The 23,478-nt window shown below is 70.2% G+C and carries 25 protein-coding genes, 1 pseudogene and 1 riboswitch; of the genes and pseudogenes, 20 read left to right on the forward strand and 6 right to left on the reverse strand.

What is annotated here, in order from left to right; genetic code table 11:
• Positions 1 to 66: 66 nt before the first annotated feature.
• From galK to AB7V09_RS07580, 4 genes are all read left to right on the forward strand, one after another.
• Positions 67 to 1,344 carry a galactokinase gene (gene galK, locus AB7V09_RS07565; protein WP_419143380.1) on the forward strand — a complete coding sequence of 426 codons (1,278 nt, stop codon included), beginning with the start codon at positions 67 to 69 and terminating at the stop codon, positions 1,342 to 1,344.
• Positions 1,345 to 1,524: 180 nt separating this feature from the next.
• A complete protein-coding gene (locus AB7V09_RS07570; RefSeq protein WP_003789614.1) occupies positions 1,525 to 2,592 on the forward strand; it encodes a biotin/lipoyl-binding protein in 1,068 nt (355 codons plus the stop codon).
• Complete coding sequence (locus AB7V09_RS07575; RefSeq protein ID WP_009406267.1) at positions 2,589 to 3,380, forward strand: ABC transporter ATP-binding protein; 792 nt, start codon at positions 2,589 to 2,591, stop codon at positions 3,378 to 3,380. The genes AB7V09_RS07570 and AB7V09_RS07575 overlap by 4 nt, the downstream gene beginning before the upstream one ends.
• Positions 3,377 to 4,813 carry an ABC transporter permease gene (locus AB7V09_RS07580; RefSeq protein ID WP_075415471.1) on the forward strand — a complete coding sequence of 479 codons (1,437 nt, stop codon included), beginning with the start codon at positions 3,377 to 3,379 and terminating at the stop codon, positions 4,811 to 4,813. Before AB7V09_RS07575 ends, AB7V09_RS07580 begins: the two co-directional genes overlap by 4 nt.
• A gap of 69 nt (positions 4,814 to 4,882) precedes the next feature.
• On the opposite strand, the gene AB7V09_RS07585 is transcribed toward AB7V09_RS07580, so the two are convergent.
• A complete protein-coding gene (locus tag AB7V09_RS07585; RefSeq protein WP_279013379.1) occupies positions 4,883 to 5,716 on the reverse strand; it encodes an exodeoxyribonuclease III in 834 nt (277 codons plus the stop codon).
• Between the two features lie 76 nt (positions 5,717 to 5,792).
• Between AB7V09_RS07585 and AB7V09_RS07590 the strand changes: the two genes are divergently transcribed.
• Entirely contained in the window at positions 5,793 to 6,068 is a 276-nt protein-coding gene (locus AB7V09_RS07590) for an acylphosphatase (RefSeq protein WP_378075015.1), read from the forward strand.
• Positions 6,069 to 6,080: 12 nt separating this feature from the next.
• Entirely contained in the window at positions 6,081 to 6,305 is a 225-nt protein-coding gene (locus AB7V09_RS07595; protein ID WP_075375238.1) for a hypothetical protein, read from the forward strand.
• 94 nt (positions 6,306 to 6,399) lie between these two features.
• Here AB7V09_RS07595 and AB7V09_RS07600 read toward each other — a convergent pair whose 3' ends face one another.
• Positions 6,400 to 7,542, reverse strand: a complete 1,143-nt coding sequence (locus tag AB7V09_RS07600; RefSeq protein ID WP_419143381.1) for a choice-of-anchor L domain-containing protein — start codon at positions 7,540 to 7,542, stop codon at positions 6,400 to 6,402.
• Between the two features lie 384 nt (positions 7,543 to 7,926).
• On the opposite strand from AB7V09_RS07600, the gene AB7V09_RS07605 reads away from it, so the two are divergent.
• Positions 7,927 to 9,837, forward strand: coding sequence for a glycoside hydrolase family 68 protein (locus AB7V09_RS07605; protein ID WP_279013365.1), 1,911 nt, complete (start codon positions 7,927 to 7,929; stop codon positions 9,835 to 9,837).
• A gap of 102 nt (positions 9,838 to 9,939) precedes the next feature.
• Here AB7V09_RS07605 and AB7V09_RS07610 read toward each other — a convergent pair whose 3' ends face one another.
• The 4 genes from AB7V09_RS07610 to AB7V09_RS07625 all read right to left on the reverse strand — a co-directional run bounded on the left by AB7V09_RS07610 (position 9,940) and on the right by AB7V09_RS07625 (position 15,399).
• The gene (locus AB7V09_RS07610) at positions 9,940 to 11,682 is read right to left on the reverse strand and encodes a glycoside hydrolase family 32 protein (protein WP_419143382.1); all 1,743 of its coding nucleotides are present in this window, start codon (positions 11,680 to 11,682) and stop codon (positions 9,940 to 9,942) included.
• Between the two features lie 42 nt (positions 11,683 to 11,724).
• On the reverse strand, positions 11,725 to 12,621 hold the full coding sequence (locus AB7V09_RS07615; protein ID WP_003789598.1) for a bifunctional methylenetetrahydrofolate dehydrogenase/methenyltetrahydrofolate cyclohydrolase: 897 nt from the start codon (positions 12,619 to 12,621) through the stop codon (positions 11,725 to 11,727).
• Entirely contained in the window at positions 12,618 to 13,928 is a 1,311-nt protein-coding gene (gene glyA, locus AB7V09_RS07620; RefSeq protein WP_419143383.1) for a serine hydroxymethyltransferase, read from the reverse strand. Before glyA ends, AB7V09_RS07615 begins: the two co-directional genes overlap by 4 nt.
• A gap of 65 nt (positions 13,929 to 13,993) precedes the next feature.
• Positions 13,994 to 14,079, reverse strand: a riboswitch (ZMP/ZTP riboswitch).
• Positions 14,080 to 14,193: 114 nt separating this feature from the next.
• A complete protein-coding gene (locus AB7V09_RS07625; RefSeq protein WP_419143384.1) occupies positions 14,194 to 15,399 on the reverse strand; it encodes a GTP-binding protein in 1,206 nt (401 codons plus the stop codon).
• 55 nt (positions 15,400 to 15,454) lie between these two features.
• Between AB7V09_RS07625 and rpmB the strand changes: the two genes are divergently transcribed.
• From rpmB to ureC, 13 genes and pseudogenes are all read left to right on the forward strand, one after another.
• On the forward strand, positions 15,455 to 15,694 hold the full coding sequence (gene rpmB, locus AB7V09_RS07630; RefSeq protein ID WP_003789593.1) for a 50S ribosomal protein L28: 240 nt from the start codon (positions 15,455 to 15,457) through the stop codon (positions 15,692 to 15,694).
• Complete coding sequence (rpmG, locus tag AB7V09_RS07635) at positions 15,691 to 15,864, forward strand: 50S ribosomal protein L33 (protein ID WP_003789591.1); 174 nt, start codon at positions 15,691 to 15,693, stop codon at positions 15,862 to 15,864. The genes rpmB and rpmG overlap by 4 nt, the downstream gene beginning before the upstream one ends.
• Positions 15,864 to 16,169 (forward strand): 30S ribosomal protein S14, encoded by a 306-nt coding sequence (gene rpsN / locus AB7V09_RS07640; RefSeq protein WP_070660171.1) that lies wholly within the window; start codon positions 15,864 to 15,866, stop codon positions 16,167 to 16,169. The genes rpmG and rpsN overlap by 1 nt, the downstream gene beginning before the upstream one ends.
• A gap of 145 nt (positions 16,170 to 16,314) precedes the next feature.
• Positions 16,315 to 16,566 (forward strand): type B 50S ribosomal protein L31, encoded by a 252-nt coding sequence (locus tag AB7V09_RS07645; RefSeq protein ID WP_003789587.1) that lies wholly within the window; start codon positions 16,315 to 16,317, stop codon positions 16,564 to 16,566.
• 73 nt (positions 16,567 to 16,639) lie between these two features.
• On the forward strand, positions 16,640 to 16,762 hold the full coding sequence (gene ykgO, locus AB7V09_RS07650) for a type B 50S ribosomal protein L36 (RefSeq protein ID WP_003782012.1): 123 nt from the start codon (positions 16,640 to 16,642) through the stop codon (positions 16,760 to 16,762).
• Between the two features lie 139 nt (positions 16,763 to 16,901).
• Positions 16,902 to 17,327 carry a hypothetical protein gene (locus AB7V09_RS07655; protein ID WP_009406036.1) on the forward strand — a complete coding sequence of 142 codons (426 nt, stop codon included), beginning with the start codon at positions 16,902 to 16,904 and terminating at the stop codon, positions 17,325 to 17,327.
• Positions 17,328 to 18,578 carry a glutathionylspermidine synthase family protein gene (locus AB7V09_RS07660; protein WP_009747537.1) on the forward strand — a complete coding sequence of 417 codons (1,251 nt, stop codon included), beginning with the start codon at positions 17,328 to 17,330 and terminating at the stop codon, positions 18,576 to 18,578.
• Positions 18,579 to 18,590: 12 nt separating this feature from the next.
• On the forward strand, positions 18,591 to 19,964 hold the full coding sequence (locus tag AB7V09_RS07665) for an APC family permease (protein ID WP_139018920.1): 1,374 nt from the start codon (positions 18,591 to 18,593) through the stop codon (positions 19,962 to 19,964).
• 75 nt (positions 19,965 to 20,039) lie between these two features.
• Positions 20,040 to 20,642, forward strand: a pseudogene (locus AB7V09_RS07670) (formyltetrahydrofolate deformylase); the annotation flags it as partial.
• 56 nt (positions 20,643 to 20,698) lie between these two features.
• On the forward strand, positions 20,699 to 20,821 hold the full coding sequence (gene ykgO, locus AB7V09_RS07675; protein WP_003782012.1) for a type B 50S ribosomal protein L36: 123 nt from the start codon (positions 20,699 to 20,701) through the stop codon (positions 20,819 to 20,821).
• A 286-nt stretch (positions 20,822 to 21,107) separates the two neighbouring features.
• Positions 21,108 to 21,422, forward strand: a complete 315-nt coding sequence (locus AB7V09_RS07680) for an urease subunit gamma (RefSeq protein WP_009406366.1) — start codon at positions 21,108 to 21,110, stop codon at positions 21,420 to 21,422.
• The gene (locus AB7V09_RS07685; RefSeq protein WP_009405845.1) at positions 21,419 to 21,730 is read left to right on the forward strand and encodes an urease subunit beta; all 312 of its coding nucleotides are present in this window, start codon (positions 21,419 to 21,421) and stop codon (positions 21,728 to 21,730) included. Before AB7V09_RS07680 ends, AB7V09_RS07685 begins: the two co-directional genes overlap by 4 nt.
• A 17-nt stretch (positions 21,731 to 21,747) precedes the next feature.
• Positions 21,748 to 23,460 (forward strand): urease subunit alpha, encoded by a 1,713-nt coding sequence (gene ureC / locus AB7V09_RS07690; protein WP_419143385.1) that lies wholly within the window; start codon positions 21,748 to 21,750, stop codon positions 23,458 to 23,460.
• Positions 23,461 to 23,478: the final 18 nt, after the last annotated feature.

Raw genomic sequence — 23,478 nt, forward strand, 5'->3', positions numbered from 1 at the left:
CCACCGCTCCCGCCCCCTTCCTCAGCCTGTCCGCTCACTCACAACAACCCACCACAGGAGAACACGATGACCAACGATGCTCCCGTCTTCGCCCCTGCGCTGAGCCCCCAGGAGGGCGCCGAGGCCGCCACCGCCCTGTTCCGGGAGGTCTTCGGGGCCGAGCCCGACGGCGTCTGGTACGCCCCCGGGCGCGTCAACATCATTGGCGAGCACACTGACTACAACGGCGGCCTGGCTCTGCCCATCGCCCTGCCACACCGGGCGCACCTGGCGCTGCGGCGCCGCGAGGACCGCGTCGTGCGCCTGGTCTCCCCCCAGACCCGGGAGAAGGTCGACGTCATGGACCTCGACACGATCGGTCCGAAGGGAACCCCCGGGGAGGTGGCGCACTGGGCCTCCTACATCGCCGGCGTCGCCTGGTCCCTGGAGCGCGACGGCTTCGAGAACCTGCCCGGCTTCGACGCCGCACTCGTCTCCTGCGTGCCCCTGGGAGGCGGACTGTCCTCCTCGGCGGCCCTGGAGTGCTCGGCCGCCGTCGCCATTGACGAGGTCGCGCACCTGGGCCTGGCCGGGACTGCGCAGGAGCCCGACGACGCCGGGCGCGCCCGCCTGGTGACCAACTGCGTGCGCACGGAGAACGAGATGGCCGGGGCCCCCACCGGCGGCATGGACCAGTCGGCCTCCATGCGCTGCCGCGAGGGTCACGCCCTGGAGCTGGACTGCCGCGACGGCTCGGTGACCCACGTGCCCTTCGACCTGGCCGCCGAGGGCCTGGCCCTCCTGGTCATCGACACCAAGGCCAAGCACTCCCTGGACGACGGCCAGTACGGGGCCAGGCGAGCGGCCTGCGAGCGGGCCGCTGAGATCCTCGGGGTGGAGCTCCTGGCGGACATCGCGATCGAGGACCTGCCCGGCGCCCTGGAGCGCCTCGCGGCCACCGACAGCGACGACGCCGACGAGCTGGTCAAGCGCACTCGCCACGTCGTCACCGAGATCGACCGCACCCGCCGGCTCGTGGCGCTTCTGCAGGACGGGCAGCCCCTGCGCGGAGAGAAGCTCGCCGAGGCGGGCAGGCTCATGGACGCCTCGCACGAGTCACTGCGTGTGGACTACGAGTGCACCTGCCCCGAGCTGGACGTGGCCGTGGAGGCGGCCCGCGCCGCCGGCGCCCACGGGGCGCGCATGACCGGCGGCGGATTCGGCGGCTCGGCGATCGCCCTGGTGGACGCCGACGCCGTCCACGACGTGGCCCGCGCCGTGGCCGAGGCCTACCAGCGCGAGGGCTTCAACCCGCCGGCCTTCCTCGACGCGGTTCCCGCCGCCCCGGCCGGCAGGCTCGCCTGAGCCGCCCAGCGCTCCGCTGGAACCCGCACCTGACGGTGATCAGTCCTCTCCAACCTCGGTTGGAGAGGACTGTCAGCATTCCTCCTTCAGGATGAGGTCAGACAACCGCTCTTGCCGTAGTCTCTGCGCGTATTCATCAGGAGCCCGGGCCCCTACCCGGTTCTGATCCCGCCGCCTTCCATGGAGGACGCCGTGAAGCGCTTCGTCTGGCCCGCCCTCAAAACCCTCATTGCGGTGATCGTCGCCGTCGCTCTGGTGAAGATCGCTTTCTTCCCCTCGCAGGGCGACGGGACGACCGCTGACATCTCCCCGGGCTACGCCGCCGACGTCAAGACCGTCCCCGTGACCAAAGGCAGCATCTCCAACACGGTCTCGGTCAAGGGTCACATCGTTCAGGACGCCACGGTCGAGGTCCAGGCCGACCTGGCCGGCGTGGTGGACTCCGTCGCCGTAGAGAAGGACACCCAGGTCAGTGCCGGTGACCCGCTGCTCTACATCAAGCACTCCGAGTCCCAGCCCCCGGTGACCAAGACCGATGAGAGCGGCAACGTCACCCAGACCCCGACCGAGGACAAGGTCACCTGGTCCACGATCTACGCCCCCGTCAGCGGCACCGTGACCCCCAAGGTCCTCAAGCAGCAGGAGACCGGCGTCGGCGTCGTCGTGGCCACCATCACCCCGGCGACCTACTCGGCCACTGGGACCGTCAGCGCCGCGCAGCAGTACCGGCTCACCAACGCGCCCACTGCCGCGACCCTGACCCTGGAGGGGGGCCCGGCGCCCTTCCAGTGCAACAACCTCAAGGTCGGTACCAAGGCCTCCACCTCCACGACCACCGGTGGGGACGGCTCGACGACGACCACCTCCGGTGACGGCACCAGCGTGGAGATGCGCTGCGCGGTTCCCGGCGACCAGAAGGTCTTCGCCGGTATGCCGGTGACCATCAGCGTTGACGCCGGCAGCGCCTCAGAGGCCCTGATGGTTCCGGTCACCGCTGTGGAGGGCAAGGTCGGCTCGGGCTTCGTGTGGCTGGTACCCGAGTCCGGGGACGCCTCCAAGGCGGTCAAGACCGCTGTGAAGCTGGGGATCACAGACGGTACGAACATCCAGATCACCGCCGGTCTCAAGGCCGACCAGCAGGTCCTGCAGTTCGTCCCCAACAAGGACACGCGCCGCACCGGGACGCCGGACACCTGCGAGCCGGACAACTCCGCCTGCTACGACTCCGAAGGCAAGGAGATCCTGTGAGCGGGCTGCTGGAGCTGCGGGAGATCACCCGTACCTTCACCGTCCCCGACTCCGAGCCCCTGCACATCCTCACGGGAGTCAACCTGAGCGTCTCCCCTGGTGAGCACGTGGCCATCGTGGGACGCTCGGGAACGGGAAAGTCGACTCTGCTCAACATCCTGGGTCTCATCGATAAGCCGACATCGGGCCACTACACGCTCTCAGGCACCGACACCTCCCGGCTCGGGGAGAGTCGCCGCGCCCACCTGCGAGGGCAGACCTTCGGCTTCGTCTTCCAGTCCTTCAACCTCATCCCGGGACTGACCACCACCGAGAACGTGGCGGCACCCCTCCTGTACGACACCGGCAGGGCCTTCTGGACCCGCAGCGCACGGGCCGCCGAGCTGCTGGAGGCCGTGGGCCTGGGTGACAAGGTAGGCTCGCCCATCTCGCGCCTGTCGGGAGGTGAGCAGCAGCGGGTGGCCATCGCCAGGGCGCTGTCGCGCCGCCCCAGCGTCATCCTGGCTGACGAGCCCACCGGCGCCCTCGACGTCGACACCGGCAACTCGGTCATGACGCTCCTGGAGCGCCAGTGCGCCGAGAACGGTGCCGCCCTCATCATCATCACGCACGACCTCGCCGTGGCCGGCCGCGCCCACACCCAGTACCGGCTCGACCACGGCGCCCTGACCCCGATCTCCGTCATGCGTCGCAAGGTCGGCAGCCTGGAGGAGTTCGGTGAGGTCGTCACCACCCCTCCGACATCCCCCTACCCGTCGGCGCCCACCAGCCACGAAGGAGCCTCATGAACGGCATTCTCACCGGATTCTTCGGCGCCATCGTCGAGGCATGGGCCCAGCTGCGCATCGGCAAGCTGAGGGTCCTGCTGTCGCTGGTGGGCGTGGCGGCGGCGGTGGCGGCCATGACCTTCGTCATCGCCCTGGGTCAGGTCTCCGTCGACGCCATCAACAAGGTCAGCGAGAAGTACACCGGCCGCCCGGGCACGGTGACGATCAACGTCAGCCCCACCGGCAAGGGCCTGGACCAGGCCCTCCAGGCCGACGACGCCCCCGAGTCGAGCACCGGCGGCGACTCAGGCGGCACCGGCGGCGACGGTGCGAGCGGTGCCGGTGGTGCGGGCGGTACCGGCGGCGCAGGCAGTGCGGGCGCTGCAGGGGGCGCTGGTAGCGCGGGTGGAGGCTCCACGACCAGCGCTGCGACAGCGGCGAAGATCTCCACGGCGATGAACAGCTTCGTCGAGCGCTACGAGGTCAAGTCCTGGGCGACGACCTACACCTCCAACGTGCGCTTCTCCTTCCCCGACGGCGCTCGGAGCGTGCCCACCCAGACCGTGAGCCTGAGCTACGGGCTCCTGCACCACAAGACCGTCTCCCAGGGACGCTGGTTCACCGCGCAGGATGAGGACGACCTCTCCCCGAGCATGGTCGTCACCCAGGGCTTCCTCGACGCCATGGGGATCCAGCAGCTCACCGAGCCGGTCACCATCACCTCCTTCTCCCCGGTGCAGACCTCCTTCACGATCGTCGGCGTCCTGGAGGCGGAGGACCTCTCCCTCATGGGCTGCAGCGGCGACCCCGAGCGGGACGCGGGCCTGCCGTGCACCCAGCCCGTGACCGCCTTCGCCCTCAACACGCCCTACGAGCACTGGCTGCCCAAGGACGCCGCCCGCCCCGCCCCCACGCTGGAGATCTGGGCCGGTCAGGACGGCGCGAAAGAGGTCGCCAGCCTGGCCAAGAAGGACCTGGACGCGCGCTTCGGTCAGGGCTCGACCCAGGCCGAGGACAACCTCCAGGGCGGCGGCTTCAGCTCCAGCGCGAACACCTTCACCCAGGTGGTCACGGCCGCCGGCGTGTTCGTCATGCTGCTGGGGGCCCTGAGCCTGGTCAACATCTCACTGGTGACCGTGCGTCAACGCATCCACGAGATCGGGGTGCGGCGCTCCTTCGGGGCGACGAGCCGACGCATCTTTTTCTCCATCATGCTGGAGTCGGTGGTGGCCACCGTGGTCGCCGGCGTCGTCGGCATCGGGATCGCCATCGTGGGGATGCGCGTCATGCCGCTGAGCGCCTTCCTCGGCATCCCGGTGACCACGACCCCGCCCTTCCCCATGGTGGCGGCTGTCATCGGCCTGGTCGCGGCCACCGCCGTGGGCGCGCTGGCGGGCATCATCCCGGCGATCGTGGCCACCCGCATCCGGCCGATCGACGCGATCCGCTACTGAGAGGCCGTCGGGGTCGGGCCGAACAGGCACCCGACCCCGACGTGCTCTCCGAAAAGGTCAGCCGCGTCTTCAGCGGTACTCGACGACGAGCGGGGCGTGGTCGGACCAGCGCGAGGCGTAGTCGGGCGCCCGGTCCACGGTGACGCTGTGGGCCCGCTCGGCCAGGGCGGGGGTGAGGACCTGGTAGTCGATCCGCCAGCCGGTGTTGTTGTCGAAGGCCTTACCGCGCTGGGACCACCACGTGTAGGGCCCCTGCTCCTCGTCCCCCACGAGGTGACGCGAGGCGTCCACCCAGCCGGAGGCGAACCAGCCCTCCAGGTGGGCGATCTCCTCGTCCATGACGCCGGCGATCTTGTTGTGGTTGGGCTTCCAGTTCTTGATGTCGCGCTCGGAGCGCACCACGTTGAGGTCCCCGGCCATGACGACCTGGGGCCCACCATCACGGGCGGCGGCCAGGAGCGCAGCCATGCGGGCGTCGACGAGCTCGAGGTGGGCGTACTTCTGGTCCATCTTCTCGGTGCCCAGCTGGCCCGAGTGCAGGTAGGCGGAGATGACGGTGAGCCGCTCGAGACCGTCGAAGCCGGTGAGGCTCAGGTCGGCCTCGAGCCAGCGGCCGGAGTCGACGTCGGGCTCCTCGGTGCCGGGCGCGGCCACGCCGTAGCGCAACTCGCCGAGGGTGGCGGGGCCGCCCTCGCGCACGGCGACGCCCACGCCCGCACGCCCCTTGATGCGGCAGGGCCAGATGGCGGCCTCGTAGCCGGGCAGGAGGTCGACGGCGATCTGCTCGTCGGCCCGGACCTCTTGGAGCAGGAGGATGTCGGGGGCGGAGGCGGCGAGCCACTCCCCCATGCCCTTGCGGGCGGCGGCCCGGATGCCGTTGACGTTGACAGTGGCGATACGCATGGCGGCAAGCCTACGCGCTCGGCCCTGAGCCTGAGACGATAGGGCCATGAGCGACGCCGGTAGGAGTGCCAGCACCGTGAGAACCGTTCACGTCCTGGTCCAGGGCACGGTCCAGGGGGTGGGCTTCCGCTACCACTGCGCCTACACCGCCCAGGAGCTGGGGGTGGTGGGGCAGGTCCGTAACCTGCCCGACGGCGACGTCGAGGTCATGGCTCAGGGCGAGCCGGAGGCCGTGGGCCGGCTGATCGCGTGGCTGAGGCGCGGCCCGCGGTGGGCCTCGGTGCGCCGGCTCACCGTCACCGACCTGCACGCCGGCTGCCTGGATGAGCGCAGGTTCGAGATCACCGGGTGAGAGGATCGGGTCATGGAACCCGACGACGCCCGAGCACCGCGCAGCGCCCGACGAGTCGGCGCGTGGATGGCGGTTATCGTCATCGCCGCCGTCCTGCCCGTGCTGGCTCAGACCTCGCTGCTGTCCCGCGTCAGCACCCTGTTGTGGCTGGCCTCCATGCCGCTGTGCATCCTGGGATGCGCGATGCTGGCCAAGGAGCTGACGGCACGTCGCGACTCCCGGCCGGAAGAGGACTGAGCGCCCAGCAGCGGTGAGCCGCAGAAACAGACTGACGGGGCGGATGAGGCTCTCCTCATCCGCCCCGTCAGCCGTCTGCTGGCCGCAGTTCCTGTCAGCCGGCCTCAGAGCCGGTCAGGCGCCGACGACGCAGCATGAGCGCGACACCGCCGCCGGCCAGGAGCAGCAGGGCGATGCCTCCCAGGAAGAGCGCCTGGGTTCCGGTCAGGGGCAGACCGGCCACCGTCTTCTTGGGGCTCGCGGTGGGCGAGGCGGCGCTGTAGTCGGTCACGCCCGGCTTGCCCTGACCGGGCGGGGTGGTGGAGTCCTTGCCGTTCTTCGCACCGTTGGAGCCGTTGCTGTTGCCGGGGATGTCACAGCTGCCGGCCTTGGCGTTGCAGGGGTCGGTGATCGGCTTGTCGGTGAAGCCCAGTCCCTGGGTGCGCAGGAGGACCGTGGAGTCGAGCTGGCCGTCCTGGGCGTCGGCGATGGCCACGCGCACGTGCACCTTCTGCCCCGGGGTGACGGAGGCCTGGCAGGGCAGGGCGGAGGTGTAGCCGTTGAACTCCACGGGGATCTGCCCCGGTGTGTGTCCCGAGACATTGGCCGTGTAGTAGGCGGCGTTGGAGGACTCGTTGATCGAGGCGGCGCTCACGGCCGTCTGTGTGCCGGGGACGTGGGCGCACTCGGTGCCATTGACCTGGATGCTCAGCGGGTCCTTGTATCCGCGCGACTGCCAGGAGGCGGGGGTGCCCTCGGTGGCGCCGGCGTACTCCTCGGAGCCGAGGCTGTAGTAGAGGACGATGTTTGAGCTGGTGGCGGTGACGTCGAACTCCAGGACGGCCTCGTCGTAGACGTCGGTGCCGGCCACCTTGGCCAGTCCTGCCGGGTCCTCGGCGAGGCCGAAGTCACCGGTGGTGTCCAAGGCGTCATTGGGCCCCAGGACCGCGGAGCGGGTGATGTCGGTGTCGGAGTCGGCAGTGGGATCGGGGTCGACGAGGGAGCCGGTGGACAGGGCGACACCCTCGGTGATGGCGTTGCCGTCACCGGGAAGTCCCTTGACCGTGCCGATCTGGACGTCCTTGCCGGAGACGGATGCGTTGGAGACTGTCGCCTTCGGACCGGCGACCATCTGGGCCAGGGACTGGGCGCTCACCGTGGAGGTGTTGCGCAGGGAGGTGGTGGACTGCCCCGCCGTATTCGGCGCTGTAGCGGCCACCGCCGGGCCGGCCGCACTCAGGGCGAGCGCAGCCAGCAAAGCGATTGTTGAAGCGGATAACCGTCGCAGACGGATGGGAAGAGTATTCACAGGATCTCCGTTAGACACGGGGCCGCCCGGCAGCGGACGACCACCTGAACCGACAGGCTGGGAGACCAGACAGCTCACGGAGAACGGGATCAAGACTAACCGGACGATAAGCCCTTGGCTTGTGGTCTATGTCACCAAATTACCGAGAACCTCAAGAAACCCTGAGAATGCAGGGCCTACGTCTTTGGTGGCAGTGTCCCGATATTGACAGAGCGGTCCAAAGGCCTGTCCCTCCGCCTCCAGGTTCTCCTAAGGTTGGGCCTGGGAGATCACGAACATCGGCTCACGGCGCACTGACACCCTCATCCCTCATGAGTAAGGACAGTACGGACAATGACCGTGACACACACTTCGTTCCGCGCCCGTCGCAGACGACTGGCCGTGGCGCTGACGCTCGGACTCCTGGTAGCCGGGTCCGGCACTACCGCGCTCGCCGATGAGACGCCCTCCCCCAGCGCCTCCCCCACCGCCACCGCTACTGCCGAGGCCTCACCCGAGGCGGGAGCGGCCCAGAAGAACGACCAGTCCCCTGCCGGCCAGGCGCAGGCGAGCCAGAGCCCCACCGAGCAGGGTCAGGCGGGCCAGAGCGACCAGCAGGCCGCCGGTGGGGCCGCGGCCCAGGACGCGAAGGGCTTCAAGGCCGACAACCCCGGATGGGCCAACGCCACCAAGCACACCGGTGCGGCGCACGGGGTCGAGGAGAACTACACCGCCAAGTGGACCCGCGCAGACGCCATGCAGATCCAGCGCGTCTCCAACCCCAATGCGCCGTCGGGCACCAACTCGATGCCCGAGCAGCTCACGATGCCGGAGATCTCCAACGGCTTCCCGGCCACGAGCGACGACGTATGGGTGTGGGACACCTGGACGCTGACTGACGAGGCCGCCCACCAGATCTCCTACAACGGCTGGGAGATCGCCTTCTCCCTGGTGGCCGACCGGCACGCCGGCTACACCTTCGACGACCGCCACACCCACGCGCGTCTGGGCTTCTTCTACCGCAAGGCCGGCACGCAGACCTCCTCGGCCGACGGCGCGAACAGCTCCAACGGCGGGTGGATCTACGGGGGGCACGTCTTCCCCGACGGCGCCTCCGGCTCGATCTTCGAGGACCAGAGCTTCACGGCCCAGACCGAGTGGTCCGGCTCGGCCCGCCTCATGGAGGGCAACAAGATCCGCATGTTCTACACCTCGGTGGCCTTCTACAACACCACCACCGGCGGCAGCGGCGACGGGGGCTACGGTCAGGACGGCAACAACGCGGCCTCCAAGCCCTACGACCCGCGGATCGTACAGTCCGAGGGACGCATCTACGCTGACGAGAACGGCGTGTGGCTCACCGGGTTCCGCACCCAGCACCAGCTGCTCGTCCCGGACGGCAAGTACTACCAGACCCGTGAGCAGAACCCGGGCGTGAACTTCCGCGACCCCTTCACCTTCCGCGACCAGAACAACCCCTCGGACCCCACCGAGTACATGGTCTTCGAGGGCAACTCGGCCTTCGTCCGTGAGCAGCAGTACGTCGACGCCGCGGCCAAGGCCGGTCAGAACACCGCTGTGGCCACCTGCACCGCGGAGGATCTGGGCTACGAGCAGGGCGACCCCAAGGCGGAGACGGTCGAGGCGGTCAACCAGCGCGGCGGCCGCTACCAGCTGGCCAATGTGGGGCTGGCCCGGGCCAAGAACAAGGCGATGACCCAGTGGGAGTACCTGCCTCCGCTGCTGAGCGGCAACTGCGTCAATGACCAGACCGAGCGGCCCCAGATCTACTTCCAGGACGGCAAGTACTACCTGTTCACGATCTCGCACCGGGAGACCTATGCCGACGGGCTCCAGGGCCCCGAGGGCGTCTACGGCTTCGTGGGCGACGGGCTGCGAAGCGACTACAAGCCGCTCAACCAGAACACGGGTATCGCGCTGGGCAACCCCATCAACCTCAACTTCAACCCGGGCAAGCCCTACTCGCCGGACTTCAACCAGAGCCCGTACACCTTCCAGTCCTACTCGCACTACGTCATGCCCGGCGGCCTGGTGGAGTCCTTCATCGACTCCATCGGCGGCAACAAGGACGGCAACCCGGTGCGCGGGGGCTCGCTGGCCCCGACGGTGAAGCTGAACATCTCCGGGGACACCACTTCGGTGGACCGCACCTACGGCACCAACGGCTTGGGGGGCTTCGCGGACATCCCCTCGGACCGGGCCCGCTCCAACGGCGGTGACACCCGCCCGCAGCGGCTGAAGTAGGCGCCGCACTCAGGGCATCACTGCTCGAGCAGGAGGCGGGGCCGTTGGAACAGAAGTTCCGGCGGCCCCGCCTCCTTGTCGTCGAAGCGTCCCGCGGCGTCCTTACAGGGCTGCGGCCAGGGGGGTGAGGCTTCCCGACGTGATGGTGGCCGTGCCTTGGGCTCCCAGGACGATCTCCTGGCAGGAGGGGGCGGTGAAGACCAGGAGGCTGCCGACGGTGGCGCCGTCGTCGACGAAGACCTCGAGGCTGGAGCGGTCCAGGTAGAGGTGCAGACGCACGGTGGAGCCGGTGGGGTGGTACCGCGCCTGACGGCGCAGGGCGAAGTCGGTGGTGGTCCCCTCGTCCTTGCCGTCGACCTGTGTGAGCCCACCGTCGGTGCGGTCGAGGTAGAGGGTGCCGGCCGAGATGTCGACGCCGACGCGCACCTCCTGGGTCTTGCCGTCAACCGTGCCGCGGGCCAGGCCCAGCCAGGCCTCAGAGGCCTGGGAGACGTCCAACGTCAGGTCGATCTCGACCGTGCGTCCCGTGCCCAGAGCCGTCACCGTGTCGGTGGCCTTGAGGCCGGAGAGATCGGTGGCCCGCCCGCGCAGGGCGTCGAGCTCGGGGACGGGTTTCTGCACGAGGGTGCGCTTGCCGCCGATGGTGGTCAGGGACAGCTCGCGCGGGATGCTCATCTCACCGCGCCAGTCCCCGGTGGGCAGGGAGTAGGGGTAGTTCCAGTTGCCCAGCCAGGCCATCCACACGCGGCGGCCCTCAACGTGCTCGAAGCTCTGGGCGGCGTAGAAGTCCTGGCCGACGTCGGTGAAGCGGGTGTCGCGGTCCTCGGGGAAGAAGACGGAGCCGTCGAAGTCGCCGATGAAGTACTGGGCGGTGGAGCCGGCCGTCTCCTCGTTGGCGCCGATCGAGAGGGTCATGACCCAGCGGGTGCGCCCGTCGCTGGAGTCGGTCAGGGGGAAGAGGTCGGGGCACTCCCACACGGCGGCGTGCGAGCCGATGCCCTGGCCGAAGTCGCTGGCGTGGCTCCAAGCCTTGAGGTCGGTGGAGCGAAAGAGGGAGACGTGGTCCCCGGCGGAGACGATCATGATCCAGGCCTTGGAGTCCTCATGCCAGAAGACCTTGGGGTCGCGGAAGTCCTTGCGCCCGTCGTTGGGGATGACGGGGTTACCGGAGAAGCGTCGCCAGCTCCTCCCTCGGTCGGTGGAGTAGGCCAGGGACTGGGCCTCACCGCCCTCGGTGGAGGTGTAGACGGCGACCAGGCCGCCGCCGGTGACCAGGCCGGAGGTGTTGGCCCCGTCGACGACGCAGCTGCCGGACATGGCCAGGCCCTGCGCGTCGTGCTCCAGGGCCGTCCCCTGGCGTTTCCAGCGCACCATGTCCGAGCTGATCGCGTGACCCCAGGTGCCGTCCTGCTGGTGGAAGAGGTGGTACTCGCCCTGGTAGAGGACCAGGCCGTTGGGGTCGGCGAGATTCCCCGTGGCGGGGCTGTAGTGGTAGGCGGGGCGGTAGGCGGCTGAGGCCGGCGAGTCGGTGGCCGTGGGCGTCGGCGAGCTCCGGCGCCCCGTGGTGCAGCGCACCAGGATGGCTCCGCCCACGATGAGGGCGCCGGCGCCGGCCGCTCCGAGGATGAGGGTTCGACGCCGCAGGCCGGTCCTGTGCGGCTGCGGGTCCTGGGGGTCGGTCGCGGTCGGCGAGGGCGACACGGGCGCCGCGTCCGCGGGGGTCGGCGGGCACGCCTCCGGCTGAGTCGGCTCAGGTCCCGAGGAGCTCGGGGAGCCTGCCGACTCAGCCGGATGGGTGGGGTGGTCAGGATGGGAGGGATGGGCGCCGTGGGACTCGTCCGTCATGGCCTCAAGGTTATCGGCCGGTCGGGCGAGCGGCGACGTCCCTCAGAGCGAGCGCTCCGCGGTCTCGACCACGTTGGCCAGCAGCAGGGCGCGAGTCATCGGCCCCACACCGCCGGGGTTGGGCGAGAGCCAGGAGGCCACCTCGTCGACGCCGTCGGCGACGTCACCGGCGATGCGGCCCTTGCCGGTGGCGGGGTCCACCACGCGCGAGACGCCCACGTCCAGGACGACGGCGCCGGGGGCGACCATCTCCGGGGTGATGATGCCCGGGCTGCCGGCCGCCGAGATGACGACATCGGCCCGCCGCACGTGCTCGGCCAGGTCCGTGGTGCCGGTGTGGCAGATGTCCACAGTGGCGTTGACGTCCTTGCGGCCCAGGAGCAGACCGATGGAGCGGCCCACCGTGACCCCGCGGCCGACGACGCACACGTTACGGCCGGCCAGGTCGATGCCGTGGCGCTCCATGAGCTCGATGCAGCCGCGCGGCGTGCAGGGCAGGGGCGAGTCGATGGGCCCCGAGGCCCGCAGCACCAGGCGCCCCAGGTTGGTGGGGTGCAGGCCGTCGGCGTCCTTGGCCGGGTCGACGCGCTCCAGGATCGCGTTGGTGTCCACGCCCGCCGGCAGCGGGAGCTGGACGATGTAGCCGGTGCAGGCGTCATCGGCATTGAGGCGGTCGACGGCGGCGGCCACCTCGGCCTGGGTGGCGGTGGCCGGCAGGTCCTCGCGGATGGAGAGGATGCCGACCTCGGCGCAGTCGGCGTGCTTGCCGGCGACGTACTTGACGCTGCCGGGGTCCTCCCCCACCAGGACCGTGCCCAGGCCGGGGGTGACACCGCGCTCGCGCAGTGCCGTCACGCGTTCCTTGAGCTCGGCCTTGAGGGCGGCGGCCGTGGCCTTGCCGTCCAGGACCCGGGCCGCCCCGTTCCAGGGAGCCCTCACTGGGCCAGCCCCGGGTAGAGGGGGAAGGCGTCGGTCAGGGCGCGCACGCGACCGCGCAGGGCGGCCAGGGTCTCGTCGTCGGCGGTGCCGGCGGCGCCGTGGACGAGGGTGGCGGCGATGATGTCGGCGACCTCGGTGAACTCGGCGTCGCCGAAGCCGCGGGTGGCCAGGGCGGGGGTGCCGATGCGCAGGCCGGAGGTGACGCGCGGGGGACGCGGGTCGAAGGGGACGGCGTTGCGGTTGACCGTGATGCCGGCGGTGTGCAGGAGGTCCTCGGCCTGCTGACCGTCCAGGGAGGAGTCACGCAGGTCCACCAGCACCAGGTGCACGTCGGTGCCACCGGTGACCAGGCTGACGCCGGCGGCCTTGACATCGTCAGCCCCCAGGCGCTCGGCGATGATGGCCGCGCCGCGCACGGTGCGCTCCTGGCGCTCGCGGAACTCCTCGGTGCCGGCGATCTTCATGGCCACGGCCTTGGCGGCGATGACGTGCATGAGGGGGCCGCCCTGCTGGCCGGGGAAGACGGCGGAGTTGAGCTTCTTGCCCCACTGCTCGGCGCGGCTGGACAGGAGCATGCCGGAGCGGGGGCCGCCCAGGGTCTTGTGGACGGTGGTGGACACGACGTCGGCGTGCGGGACGGGGTTGGGGTGCAGGCCGGCGGCGACGAGCCCGGCGAAGTGGGCCATGTCCACCCACAGGGCGGCGCCGACCTCGTCGGCGATGGAGCGGAAGGCGGCGAAGTCGAGGTGGCGGGGGTAGGCGGACCAGCCGGCGATGATGACCGTGGGGCGCTCGCGCAGGGCGGCCTCGCGCACCTGGTCCATCTCGATGCGCATGGTGGTCTCGTCCACGCCGTAGGCGGTGGCGTTGTAGTTCTTGCCGGAGAAGTTGATCTTCATGCCGTGGGTGAGGTGGCCGCCGTGGGCCAGGGACAGGCCCAGGAGGGTGTCGCCGGGGGTGGCCAGGGCGTGGAGGACGGCGGCGTTGGCCTGGGCCCCGGAGTGGGGCTGGACGTTGGCCCACTCGGCGTCGAAGACGGCCTTGGCGCGCTCGATGGCCAGGGACTCGGCGAGGTCGACGACCTCGCAGCCGCCGTAGTAGCGGCGCCCCGGGTAGCCCTCCGCGTACTTGTTGGTCAGGACCGAGCCCTGGCACTCCAGGACGGCCCGGGGAACGAAGTTCTCCGAGGCGATCATCTCCAGGGTCTCGCGCTGGCGGGCGAGCTCGCCGGTGAGGACCCCGGCGATGTCCGGGTCGAGCTCGGCCAGCGGCTGGTTCAGGGACGGGGTGACGGCTTGCGCGGTCATGTCTCTCCTCAGGTGTGGGGCGCACGCTGCGCCATGGCAGGCGGCTGTGCGCGCACTGGTGGGCGATCCGTGGCCCAGGCGGGCGACCCCGGAGTCGTGTTCGTGCCGCTCCCCGGTGGTGATCCACCCGGCGCCAGTCGCGACAGGAACACCCTACCGTGCCGGAGCGGAGCCGTGCCGTCCCCTCGCGCACAGTGCAGGCCAGCGGCTCCCCGTGCCACCTCATGCCTACTTGGGGTGGGGCTCGCACAGCGGCGGCGGGCGCTCAGCCCTCCTGGCCCTCCTGCCCGAACCAGTCGCCCAGGCCGTCGTCGGCGCCGATCCAGGCCAGGGCCTGGGCCATCTCCTCGGGGCGCAGGAGGATCCGGGAGAAGGCGCGGCGCACCTGCTCGCGCATCTCCTCGTCCCCGACGCCGGTGACCACGAGGTGGCAGCGGGGCTCGCCGGCCGTGTCGTCGTCGGCATCGGAGGGGGCGGCCGGGACCTCCGCCCAGGTTCCGGCGTCGCCAACGCTCACGGCGCCTCCGGCGACCTCCCAGGTGCAGACCCGGCCGGGGCGGCTGGGCAGCCAGAAGCAGCCGCGAGCGCACAGGCCCTGACCGGCGAGCTCAACGACGAGGGAGCGCAGACGCTCGGGGTGGAAGGGCAGGGAGGCGCTGAGGTCGAGGGTCCACACGCCGTGCTCGTCGGGGCCGCCCCAGGCGCTGGTGGTGGCGGGGTGGATGCGGCTTAAGGAGGCGGTGACGTCGTGGGTGAGGGCAGTGAGGGTCTCCAGGAGGGGTGCGTCGAGGCCCGGGAGCAGGAGGGCGTCGTGGGGGCGCAGGTGCTCGATGAGGTCGGCCCCGGCCGGGTCCTCCTCGCGCCCCAGGGCCAGGACGAGGTCGGCGTATCCGAGGTTGGTCAGGTGGACGGCGCCCGTGCAGCGGGTGTCGCCGGGGAAGGCGCTCAGCTGGCGGTGCTCGAGGAGCTCGTCCAGGGCGGTGGTGGCGTCCAGGACGTGGGCGGCTCCGGCCAGTCTCACGCCGGTGCCGGTGAGCTCCTCGGCCAGGCCGGGCAGGAGGTGGGCGAGCTCGATGGCCGCCGGTAGGAGGATGACGGTGGTACCGCGCGGGTCCTGGGCGGCGCGGTCCTGGGCGACGGCGGCCAGGACCTCCCGCAGGGAGCAGGTGGGGCAGGTGGAGGGCATGGGGATGTCGAGTCTGACCGGTTCGTCGTCGAAGCCCTCGGCCGAGCTGTGGCTGACAAGCCGGACCAGGTCGTCGTCGGCGGCGCTGCTGTCGGCCTCGTCGTCGGCGGCGAAGTGGAGCCCGGCGCGGATGACGACGGCGTCCTGGCCGGCCAGGGCGAGGTCGACCAGGTCCAGCAGGGCGGGGTCGACGGCGCCGATGACGGCCAGGGTGTGCCGGCCGTCGGCCGGGGAGCCGGGGATGTCAGCGAGGTTGCCGGCAAAGTCATCCGAGGGATCGGTCACGAGGTCCTCCAGCAGAGTTGACGAAACTGAGAATCATTCTTATATCATGCTCGTCATGACCACCTACTGCCAAGTCACGGGGGCCCGGCCTGTCTTCGGTCGGTCCGTCTCCCACTCCCACAAGCGCACGCCCCGGCGCTGGGATCCCAACCTGCAGCGCAAGCGCTACTGGGTGCCGTCCCTGGGGCGCACCGTGCGCCTGACGGTGTCCGCCAAGGGCATCCGCACCATCGACAAGCTGGGCATCGACGTCGTCGTGGCTCAGATGCTCGCCCGAGGGGAGAAGCTGTCATGAGCGGGGCCAAGGGCAAGGACCTGCGGCCGATCATCAAGATGGTCTCCACCGCGGGGACGGGCCACACCTACGTGACCCGCAAGAACCGCCGCAACACCCCTGACCGGCTGGTGCTGCGCAAGTTCGATCCGGTGGTGCGCCGGCACGTGGAGTACAAGGAGTCGCGCTGATGGCCAAGAAGTCCAAGATCGCCGCCGAGCTGCGGCGCCAGCAGGTGGTGGAGCGCTACGCCGAGCGCCGTGCCGAGCTCAAGCGGGCCTCGGTCAACCCTCACCTGAGCCAGGACGAGCGCGATGAGGCGATGGCGGCGCTGCACGCGCTGCCCCGCGACGCCTCCCCCACTCGCCTGCGTCGGCGTGACGCGGTGGACGGTCGTCCGCGCGGGCACCTGCGCGTCACCGGGACCTCCCGGGTGCGCTTCCGCGAGATGGCGCTGCGCGGCGAGCTGCCGGGCATCGTCAAGTCCTCCTGGTAGGCGGGTGCGGGCGGGGTGGGTCTGCGAGCCCGCACCCGCCGGGGCCCACGGCGCAGCACGCTCACAGCCGCTCCCCTCTCAGCACCGCTGCCGGTACTCGTTCACCACATCAGATCTCATATTCACCCCCATCCAAGGAGCTCGTATGCGTCCTGGGATCCACCCCAGCTACCAGCCCATTGTCTTTCGCGACAAGTCCGCAGGCTTCGCCTTCCTGACCCGTTCGACCCTGACGTCGTCGGAGACCATCGAGTGGGAGGACGGCAACACCTACCCGGTCTACGACGTCGAGGTCTCCAGCGCCTCGCACCCGTTCTGGACCGGCCAGGGCCGCATCCTGGACACGGCCGGCCGGGTGGAGAAGTTCGAGCGCCGCTACGGCAAGCGCAAGCGGTAGGCGCTCAGGCGGGGCGCCACCGCCCCCGGTCTCGCGCCGCCCTCACTGGACACGAAGAAGGAAAGGAGCCGACATGAAGGTTCGTGCCTCAATCCGGTCCCTGGCCAAGCAGCCGGGGTCCAAGGTGGTCCGACGCCGCGGCCACACCTACGTCATCAACAAGAAGAACCCCCGCCTCAAGGCCCGCCAGGGCTGAGCGCTCCCCATGGCCCCCGTATGGGGGCCATGGGGAGCGCTGCCGTGCCAGCGCCGTTGTCGAGCGCGGCGCCCGCCCCTAGGCTAGGGCCGTATGGCGTCGGGCTCCCTGTTCCCGCGCGGCGCAGGAAGGACGAGGGATGCACACGAGGATCCAAGGCCAACGGGTCGTGGTCTCCGCCGTCACCGCCGCCGCAGCGGCGCTGTGGATCGGAGGGATCGCCGGCTGCGCCTCCGACAACGGCAACACCGACGCCGACTACGTCAAGGTCTGCAAGGATCCCGCCACGGGGGAGCGCGTCGAGGACAAGAAGTGCGACGACGACACGGGCCCGGCCTCCCACTCCCACTCCCACCCCCACTGGGTCTACATGCCGATCTCGCGCGGCTCCTCGGTGAGCGCGCCCGGGGTCGGGCAGAAGGTGCCCTCGGGGTACAGCGACTCCAAGCCGTCGTCGAGCAGCAAGGTCACCACCTCGGACCGCTCAGGGGGCTCCTACTCGCGGGGCTCGGGCACCCGCCACGGGGGCTTCGGCTCGGGCTCCAAGGGCGGATCGGGGTCCTGAGTGCAGCGCGTCCCATCCTCACCGCGCCCCGGGTGGCGCGACACCATCGCCCACCAGGGCCTCGTCTTCTCCGAGACCACCGACCCCGCCACGGGGATCAGCACGAGCTACTGGAACGAGTTCGCCTGCTACGAGCTGACCATGGACGAGGTCGACCTCCTGGAGCGCACCAGCGAGAACCTCCACATGATGGCCAAGGACGCCGCCGGCTTCCTCGCCGAGGAGTCGCTCAAGCCGGGCTCGCCCTTCAACCTGGGCATCCCGCGAGAGGCCATCGAGTACGCCACGGTCTCCCTCGACCGCGACGACCCCTCGCTCTACTCGCGCTTCGATCTCATCTACTCGGGCAACGACGGGCGGCCGCCCCGGATGCTGGAGTACAACGCGGACACCCCCACGGGGCTGGTGGAGGCCGCCCTCATCCAGTGGTACTGGCACGAGGACGTCCATCTGAAGGCGGGCGTGACCGGCATCGACCAGTGGAACGGCATCCACGAGGAGCTCATCGCCCAGTGGGGCCGCATCGACGACCACCTCGGGCGCCTCCACGGCCTGCGCCCCCACATGTACCACTTCGCCTACACCGACGCCGATGACTCCGGCGAGGACCTCATGACCACGGGCTATCTCATGGACACCGCCATCCAAGCGGGCCTGACCAGCACTCTCGTGGAGATGAAGCAGCTCGGGCTGGACAGGGAGACCGCCCGCTTCACCGATGGGAAGAACAGGCACCTGGAGGCCATCTTCAAGCTCTACCCGTGGGAGGAGATGATGTTCGAGGAGTTCGGCCCCGCGATCTGCGCGCTCAAGCCGGACTACTGGTTCCAGCCCGCCTGGACGATGTTCCTGTCCACCAAGGCGCTCAGCGCGGCGCTGTGGCACCTCTACCCGAACCACCCCAACCTCATCCCCACTTACATGTACCCCGATGAGGCCCGCGCCCGACACGACACGATGGGCATGTCCGAGTACGTCATCAAGCCCCTGCACGCCCGCGAGGGCGCGAACATCGAGCTGCACGGGGAGGGCCGGCACATCGTCCAGCCCGGCGGCTGGGGCATCGAGGGCTATGTCATCCAGGAGTTCTGCAAGCTCCCCGACTTCACCGGCTCCGACCACCTGCACAACCGCCCGGTCCTGGGCACATGGATGGTGGGCGACGAGTGCTACGGCCTGGGCATCCGCGAGTCCGACGGCCCCATCACGGACTACTACTGCCGGTTCGTGCCCAACCGGATCCGCCTCTAGGCGCCGGGAGCAGTGCTGGCACCCGGGTCGACGACGCCGCCGCGCCCTCCGCGCGAGGGCGGGGGCGCGCGTGGGACCGCGGCCGGCAGCGCGCGCTCAGGCCCGGGCGATCCGGGTGGCGGCGCGGCTGGCGGCCCGCGCCTGAGCGTCCTCCAGGGATCCGCGCTCGCCCTGTCGGCCACGGCGCCGTGGTACTCGATCATGGTGACCGCGCCGCTCATCGCCGCGCTGGTCGGCTCGGGCACCGCCGTCGTCTACCTCCTGGCGGCGATCCCCGCCGCCCTCGTGGCCGCGGGCATGAGCGCCAACGACCGGCGCGACCCGCACAAGGGCAGCGTCTACACATGGGTGCGGCGCGCCCTGCCGCGCACCGGGTGGTTCGCGGGCTTCTGCCTGGCCGCCACCGGAGTCATCGCCACCTCCGGCATGGCCTACGTGGCCGCCGACCTTCTCGCCCCCGCAGCGCCGGCGGCGCTCAAGGCGGCCCTGGCGGCGGTGCTCACCGCGCTCGCCGCCCTCATCGACCTCTACGAGTTGCGGCTCATGGCGGCCCTGCAGTACCTCGCCGTCATCGCGGGGCTCGGGGCGACGATCGTCTGCGCCGGGCTCGTGGCCGGGGGCGGGGTGCGCCTGGCGCCCATGACTGGCTCGCCCCTCGACTGGTTCCACGCGGTGCTGCTGGCGGTCTTCGCCTACTGGGGCTTCGACGCGATCTTCGCGCTCACCGATGTCACGGGCGCAGGCGCGCCGCAGCGGGTCACCGCGCTGACGATGCTGGGGCTCATGGGGTTCTTCGCCGTGGGCGGGACGGCGTACAGCGCCGTCGACCCCGCTCCCGTGACGGGGCATCTGGTGGTGCGCGTCGCGGTGGTCTCCTCGGCGATCATGAGCCTGGGCTCCACCCTCGTGCCGACGGCGCGCGGGATCGAGGCGATGGCCGACGCCCGCCAGGTCCCCTCCTGGGCGGGCCGCCTGCGCTCCACCTCCTGGACGACGGCGGTGGTCACGGCCGCCTCGGTCGCCTGGACGGGCCTGCTCTTCGTCTCCGAGGGGCTCTTCACAGACACGGTGGAGGCCCTCAGCGTGCTCGTGGGCCTGTACTTCGCGGCGAGCTCGCTCATCGCCGCGATCCACGCCCGCTCCCGGCGCGAGCGCCGGATCCAGTCGGTGGCGGTGGCCCTCATGGTCGTCATCACGGCGGCGGTGGCGATCCAGATGCTCGATCCGGGCTACGGGACGACGGCGGTCTGTGGCGTCGGCGGGGTGGGGCTCATCGTCGTCGGGCTCAGCGCCCTCGGTGCGGCGGGAGCGCTGCGCTATGGGAGGCCCGACGGCGGGGCGGGCGGAGGCCGCCCCGACTCGGAGGGGCGCCGCGCGGCTGGGTAGGCTGCGCAGTACGACTGCACCCGTGACCGCGACGGCTCCCGCCACGCCGTCGGCGCCCTCCCCCGCCGCCCCGGCATCGTCCACGCAGTCACGGGGGCGCTGGCCCGGCGCGGCGGGAACATCACCGAGTCCTCGCAGTTCGGGGACGAGGAGTCGGGCCTGTTCTTCATGCGGGTCCAGGTGCTCACCACCGTGCCGCGCGTGGAGCTGGAGAAGGACCTGGCCGAACTGGCCGGCGAGTACGAGATGGAGTGGAGCCTCGATGAGGTGGGGCGCGCCATGCGCACCTTCATCATGGTCTCCAAGGAGGGGCACTGCCTGACCGACCTGCTCTTCCGGGCCCGCAGCCAGGGGCTGCCGGTCGACGTCGTCGGCGTGGTGGGCAACCACGAGACGCTGCGGGACGTCGCCGAGTTCTACGGCGTCCCCTTCCACCACATCCCGGTCACCAAGGAGACCAAGGAGGCCGCCGAGGCCGAGCTGCTGGGGCTCGTGGACGAGCTCGGCGTGGAGCTCGTCGTGCTCGCGCGCTACATGCAGATCCTCTCGGAGTCCCTGTGCGAGAAGCTGCGCGGCAACGTCATCAACATCCACCACTCCTTCCTGCCGTCCTTCAAGGGCGCCAAGCCGTACCACCAGGCGCACGCGCGCGGGGTCAAGCTCATCGGCGCCACCGCCCCTCATCCCTGCTCTCGCGCCGCCATCACTGGACACGAAGAAGGAAAGGAGCCGACATGAAGGTTCGTGCCTCGATCCGGTCCCTGGCCAAGCAGCCGGGGTCCAAGGTGGTCCGACGCCGCGGCCACACCTACGTCATCAACAAGAAGAATCCCCGCCTCAAGGCCCGTCAGGGCTGAGGGTGACCACCACCCACGCAGGGCCGGGATGCGTCTCAGCACGCATCCCGGCCCTTCTTTTCCTCAGTATCGACATCAGTCGCCGAGGATCGATGGCACGTCAACCACAATCATCCCTCTCGCGCCATGACGCGGAAAACCACGGGGGCAGGTGCACCCAGAACCTTGCCGCTCAACAACCGGAAATGTTTCTGCAACATGCCAGGCATTGCCTATAAACGTCCGTCGTGCGCGGACAAGCTCGCGCCTATGCGCCCGCTCCGGATCCATCTCTGGGAGAGCCCCAATGCACCTCACCCCTCGTGAGCAGGAGAAGCTACTCATCGTCGTCGCCGCAGACCTAGCGCGAAGACGCAAGGACAGGGGTATCCGGCTCAATCACCCCGAGGCAGTCGCCTACATCACCGCTGAGATCCTCGAGGGGGCCCGCGAAGGGCGCACGGTCACGGATCTCATGGCCTACGGGACCACGCTGCTGACCTACGACGACGTCATGGAGGGAGTCCCCGAGATGATCCGCGCGGTCCAGGTGGAGGCGACCTTCCCCGACGGAACCAAGCTCGTGTCCGTTCACGACCCGATTCGCAGGAGCCTGCCATGATCCCCGGGGAGTACCGACTCGCAGGCGGCACCATCACCATCAACGAGGGCCGCCCCACCCTCCGTCTCGACGTCCTCAACACCGGGGACCGCCCCATTCAGGTCGGTTCGCACTTCCACTTCGCCGAGGTCAACCCCGCGCTGTCCTTCGACCGGCGGGCCGCTCGTGGCTTCCGCCTCGACATTCCAGCCGGAACCGCGGTTCGCTTCGAGCCGGGCGACTCCCGACCAGTCCACCTGGTGGCGCTGGCGGGAGCGCGACGGGTCTTCGGTCTGGCAGGCGAGACGAACGGCCCGGTCGAGGGCTGAGAGCACAGGAGCACATCATGAGCAAGGAACTCAGCCGCCGGCAGCATGCCGCCTTGTACGGCCCCACCACCGGGGACGCCGTCCGTCTGGCCGACACCGACCTCTTCGCCCAGATCGAGCGGGACCTGACCCACCGTGGTGACGAGGCCGTCTTCGGAGGCGGCAAGGTCATCCGTGACGGTATGGGCCACAACGGCCAGCGCACGCGGGACGAGGGCATCCCCGACACCGTCATCACCAACGCGATCATCATCGACTACACCGGCATCTACAAGGCCGACGTTGCCATCCGCGACGGCGTTATCAGCGCTATCGGCGCTGCGGGCAACCCGGACATCATGGACGACGTCGACATCGTCATCGGCGCCTCCACGGAGGTGATCGCCGGAGAGCACCGCATCCTGACGGCCGGGGGCATCGACTCCCACATTCACTTCATCTCCCCCACCCAGGTCGCCACCGCCCTGGCCTCAGGCGTGACCACCATGATCGGCGGAGGGACGGGACCGGCCGACGGCACCAACGCCACCACGATCACTCCCGGGGCCTGGCACCTGGCCCGCATGCTTCAGGCCGTCGAGGACTTCCCCATGAATATCGGCCTGCTGGGCAAGGGCCACGCCTCGGCCCGGGAACCTCTGGCCGAGCAGCTGCGCGCCGGCGCGGTCGGCTTCAAGATCCATGAGGACTGGGGCGCCACGCACGCCGTCATCGACGAGGCCCTCAAGGTCGCCGACGAGTTCGACGTGCAGGTCGCCATCCACACCGACACGCTCAACGAGTGCGGCTTCGTCGAGGACACCCGCCGCGCGATCGGCGGGAGGGTCATCCACACCTTCCACACCGAGGGCGCCGGCGGCGGTCACGCCCCCGACATCATCACCCTGGCGCAGGACCCCAACATCCTGCCGTCCTCGACCAACCCGACGCTGCCCTTCACGCGCAACACCGCTGAGGAGCATCTCGACATGCTCATGGTGTGCCACCACCTCAACCCCGCCATCCCGGAGGACGTCGCCTTCGCCGACTCGCGCATCCGACCGGAGACGATCGCGGCCGAGGACGTGCTGCACGACCTGGGCGTGTTCTCGATGACGTCGTCGGACTCCCAGGCCATGGGGCGCGTCGGCGAGGTCGTCATCCGCACCTGGCAGGTGGCCGACCAGATGAAGAAGGCTCGCGGCAGGCTCGCCGGGGACCCGGAGGGCGGCGACAACCTGCGCATCAAGCGCTACGTGTCGAAGTACACGATCAACCCGGCCCGCACCAACGGGATCGCCGAGGTCGTGGGCAGCGTGGAGGTGGGCAAGTGGGCCGACCTGGTGCTGTGGGAACCCGCCTTCTTCGGGGTCAAGCCGTCCCTGATCCTCAAGGGCGGCCAGATCGCCTCGGCGGTCATGGGCGACGCCAACGCCTCGATCCCCACCCCCGAGCCCACGCTCATGCGCACCATGTTCGGCGGCTACGGGGCGGCGCCGGCGTCGAACTCGATCACCTTCATGTCCCAGGCGGCCATCGATGCGGGAGTGCCCCAGAGCCTGGGGCTGCGCAAGAAGATCTGCCCGGCCCGCGGGGTCAGGCGGCTGACGAAGGCGGACATGGCCTTCAACGACGCCACTCCGGCGCTCACCGTCGATCCCGAGACCTACGAGGTCACCGTCGACGGCGAGAAGGTCACCTGCGAGCCCGCCCACGTCCTGGCCATGGCCCAGCGCTACTTCCTCTTCTGACCCCTCACCCCTGGAGCC

This window comes from Actinomyces sp. SKVG-SVH-4(1) (assembly GCF_048514265.1).
Taxonomy (GTDB): Bacteria; Actinomycetota; Actinomycetes; order Actinomycetales; family Actinomycetaceae; genus Actinomyces; species Actinomyces oris.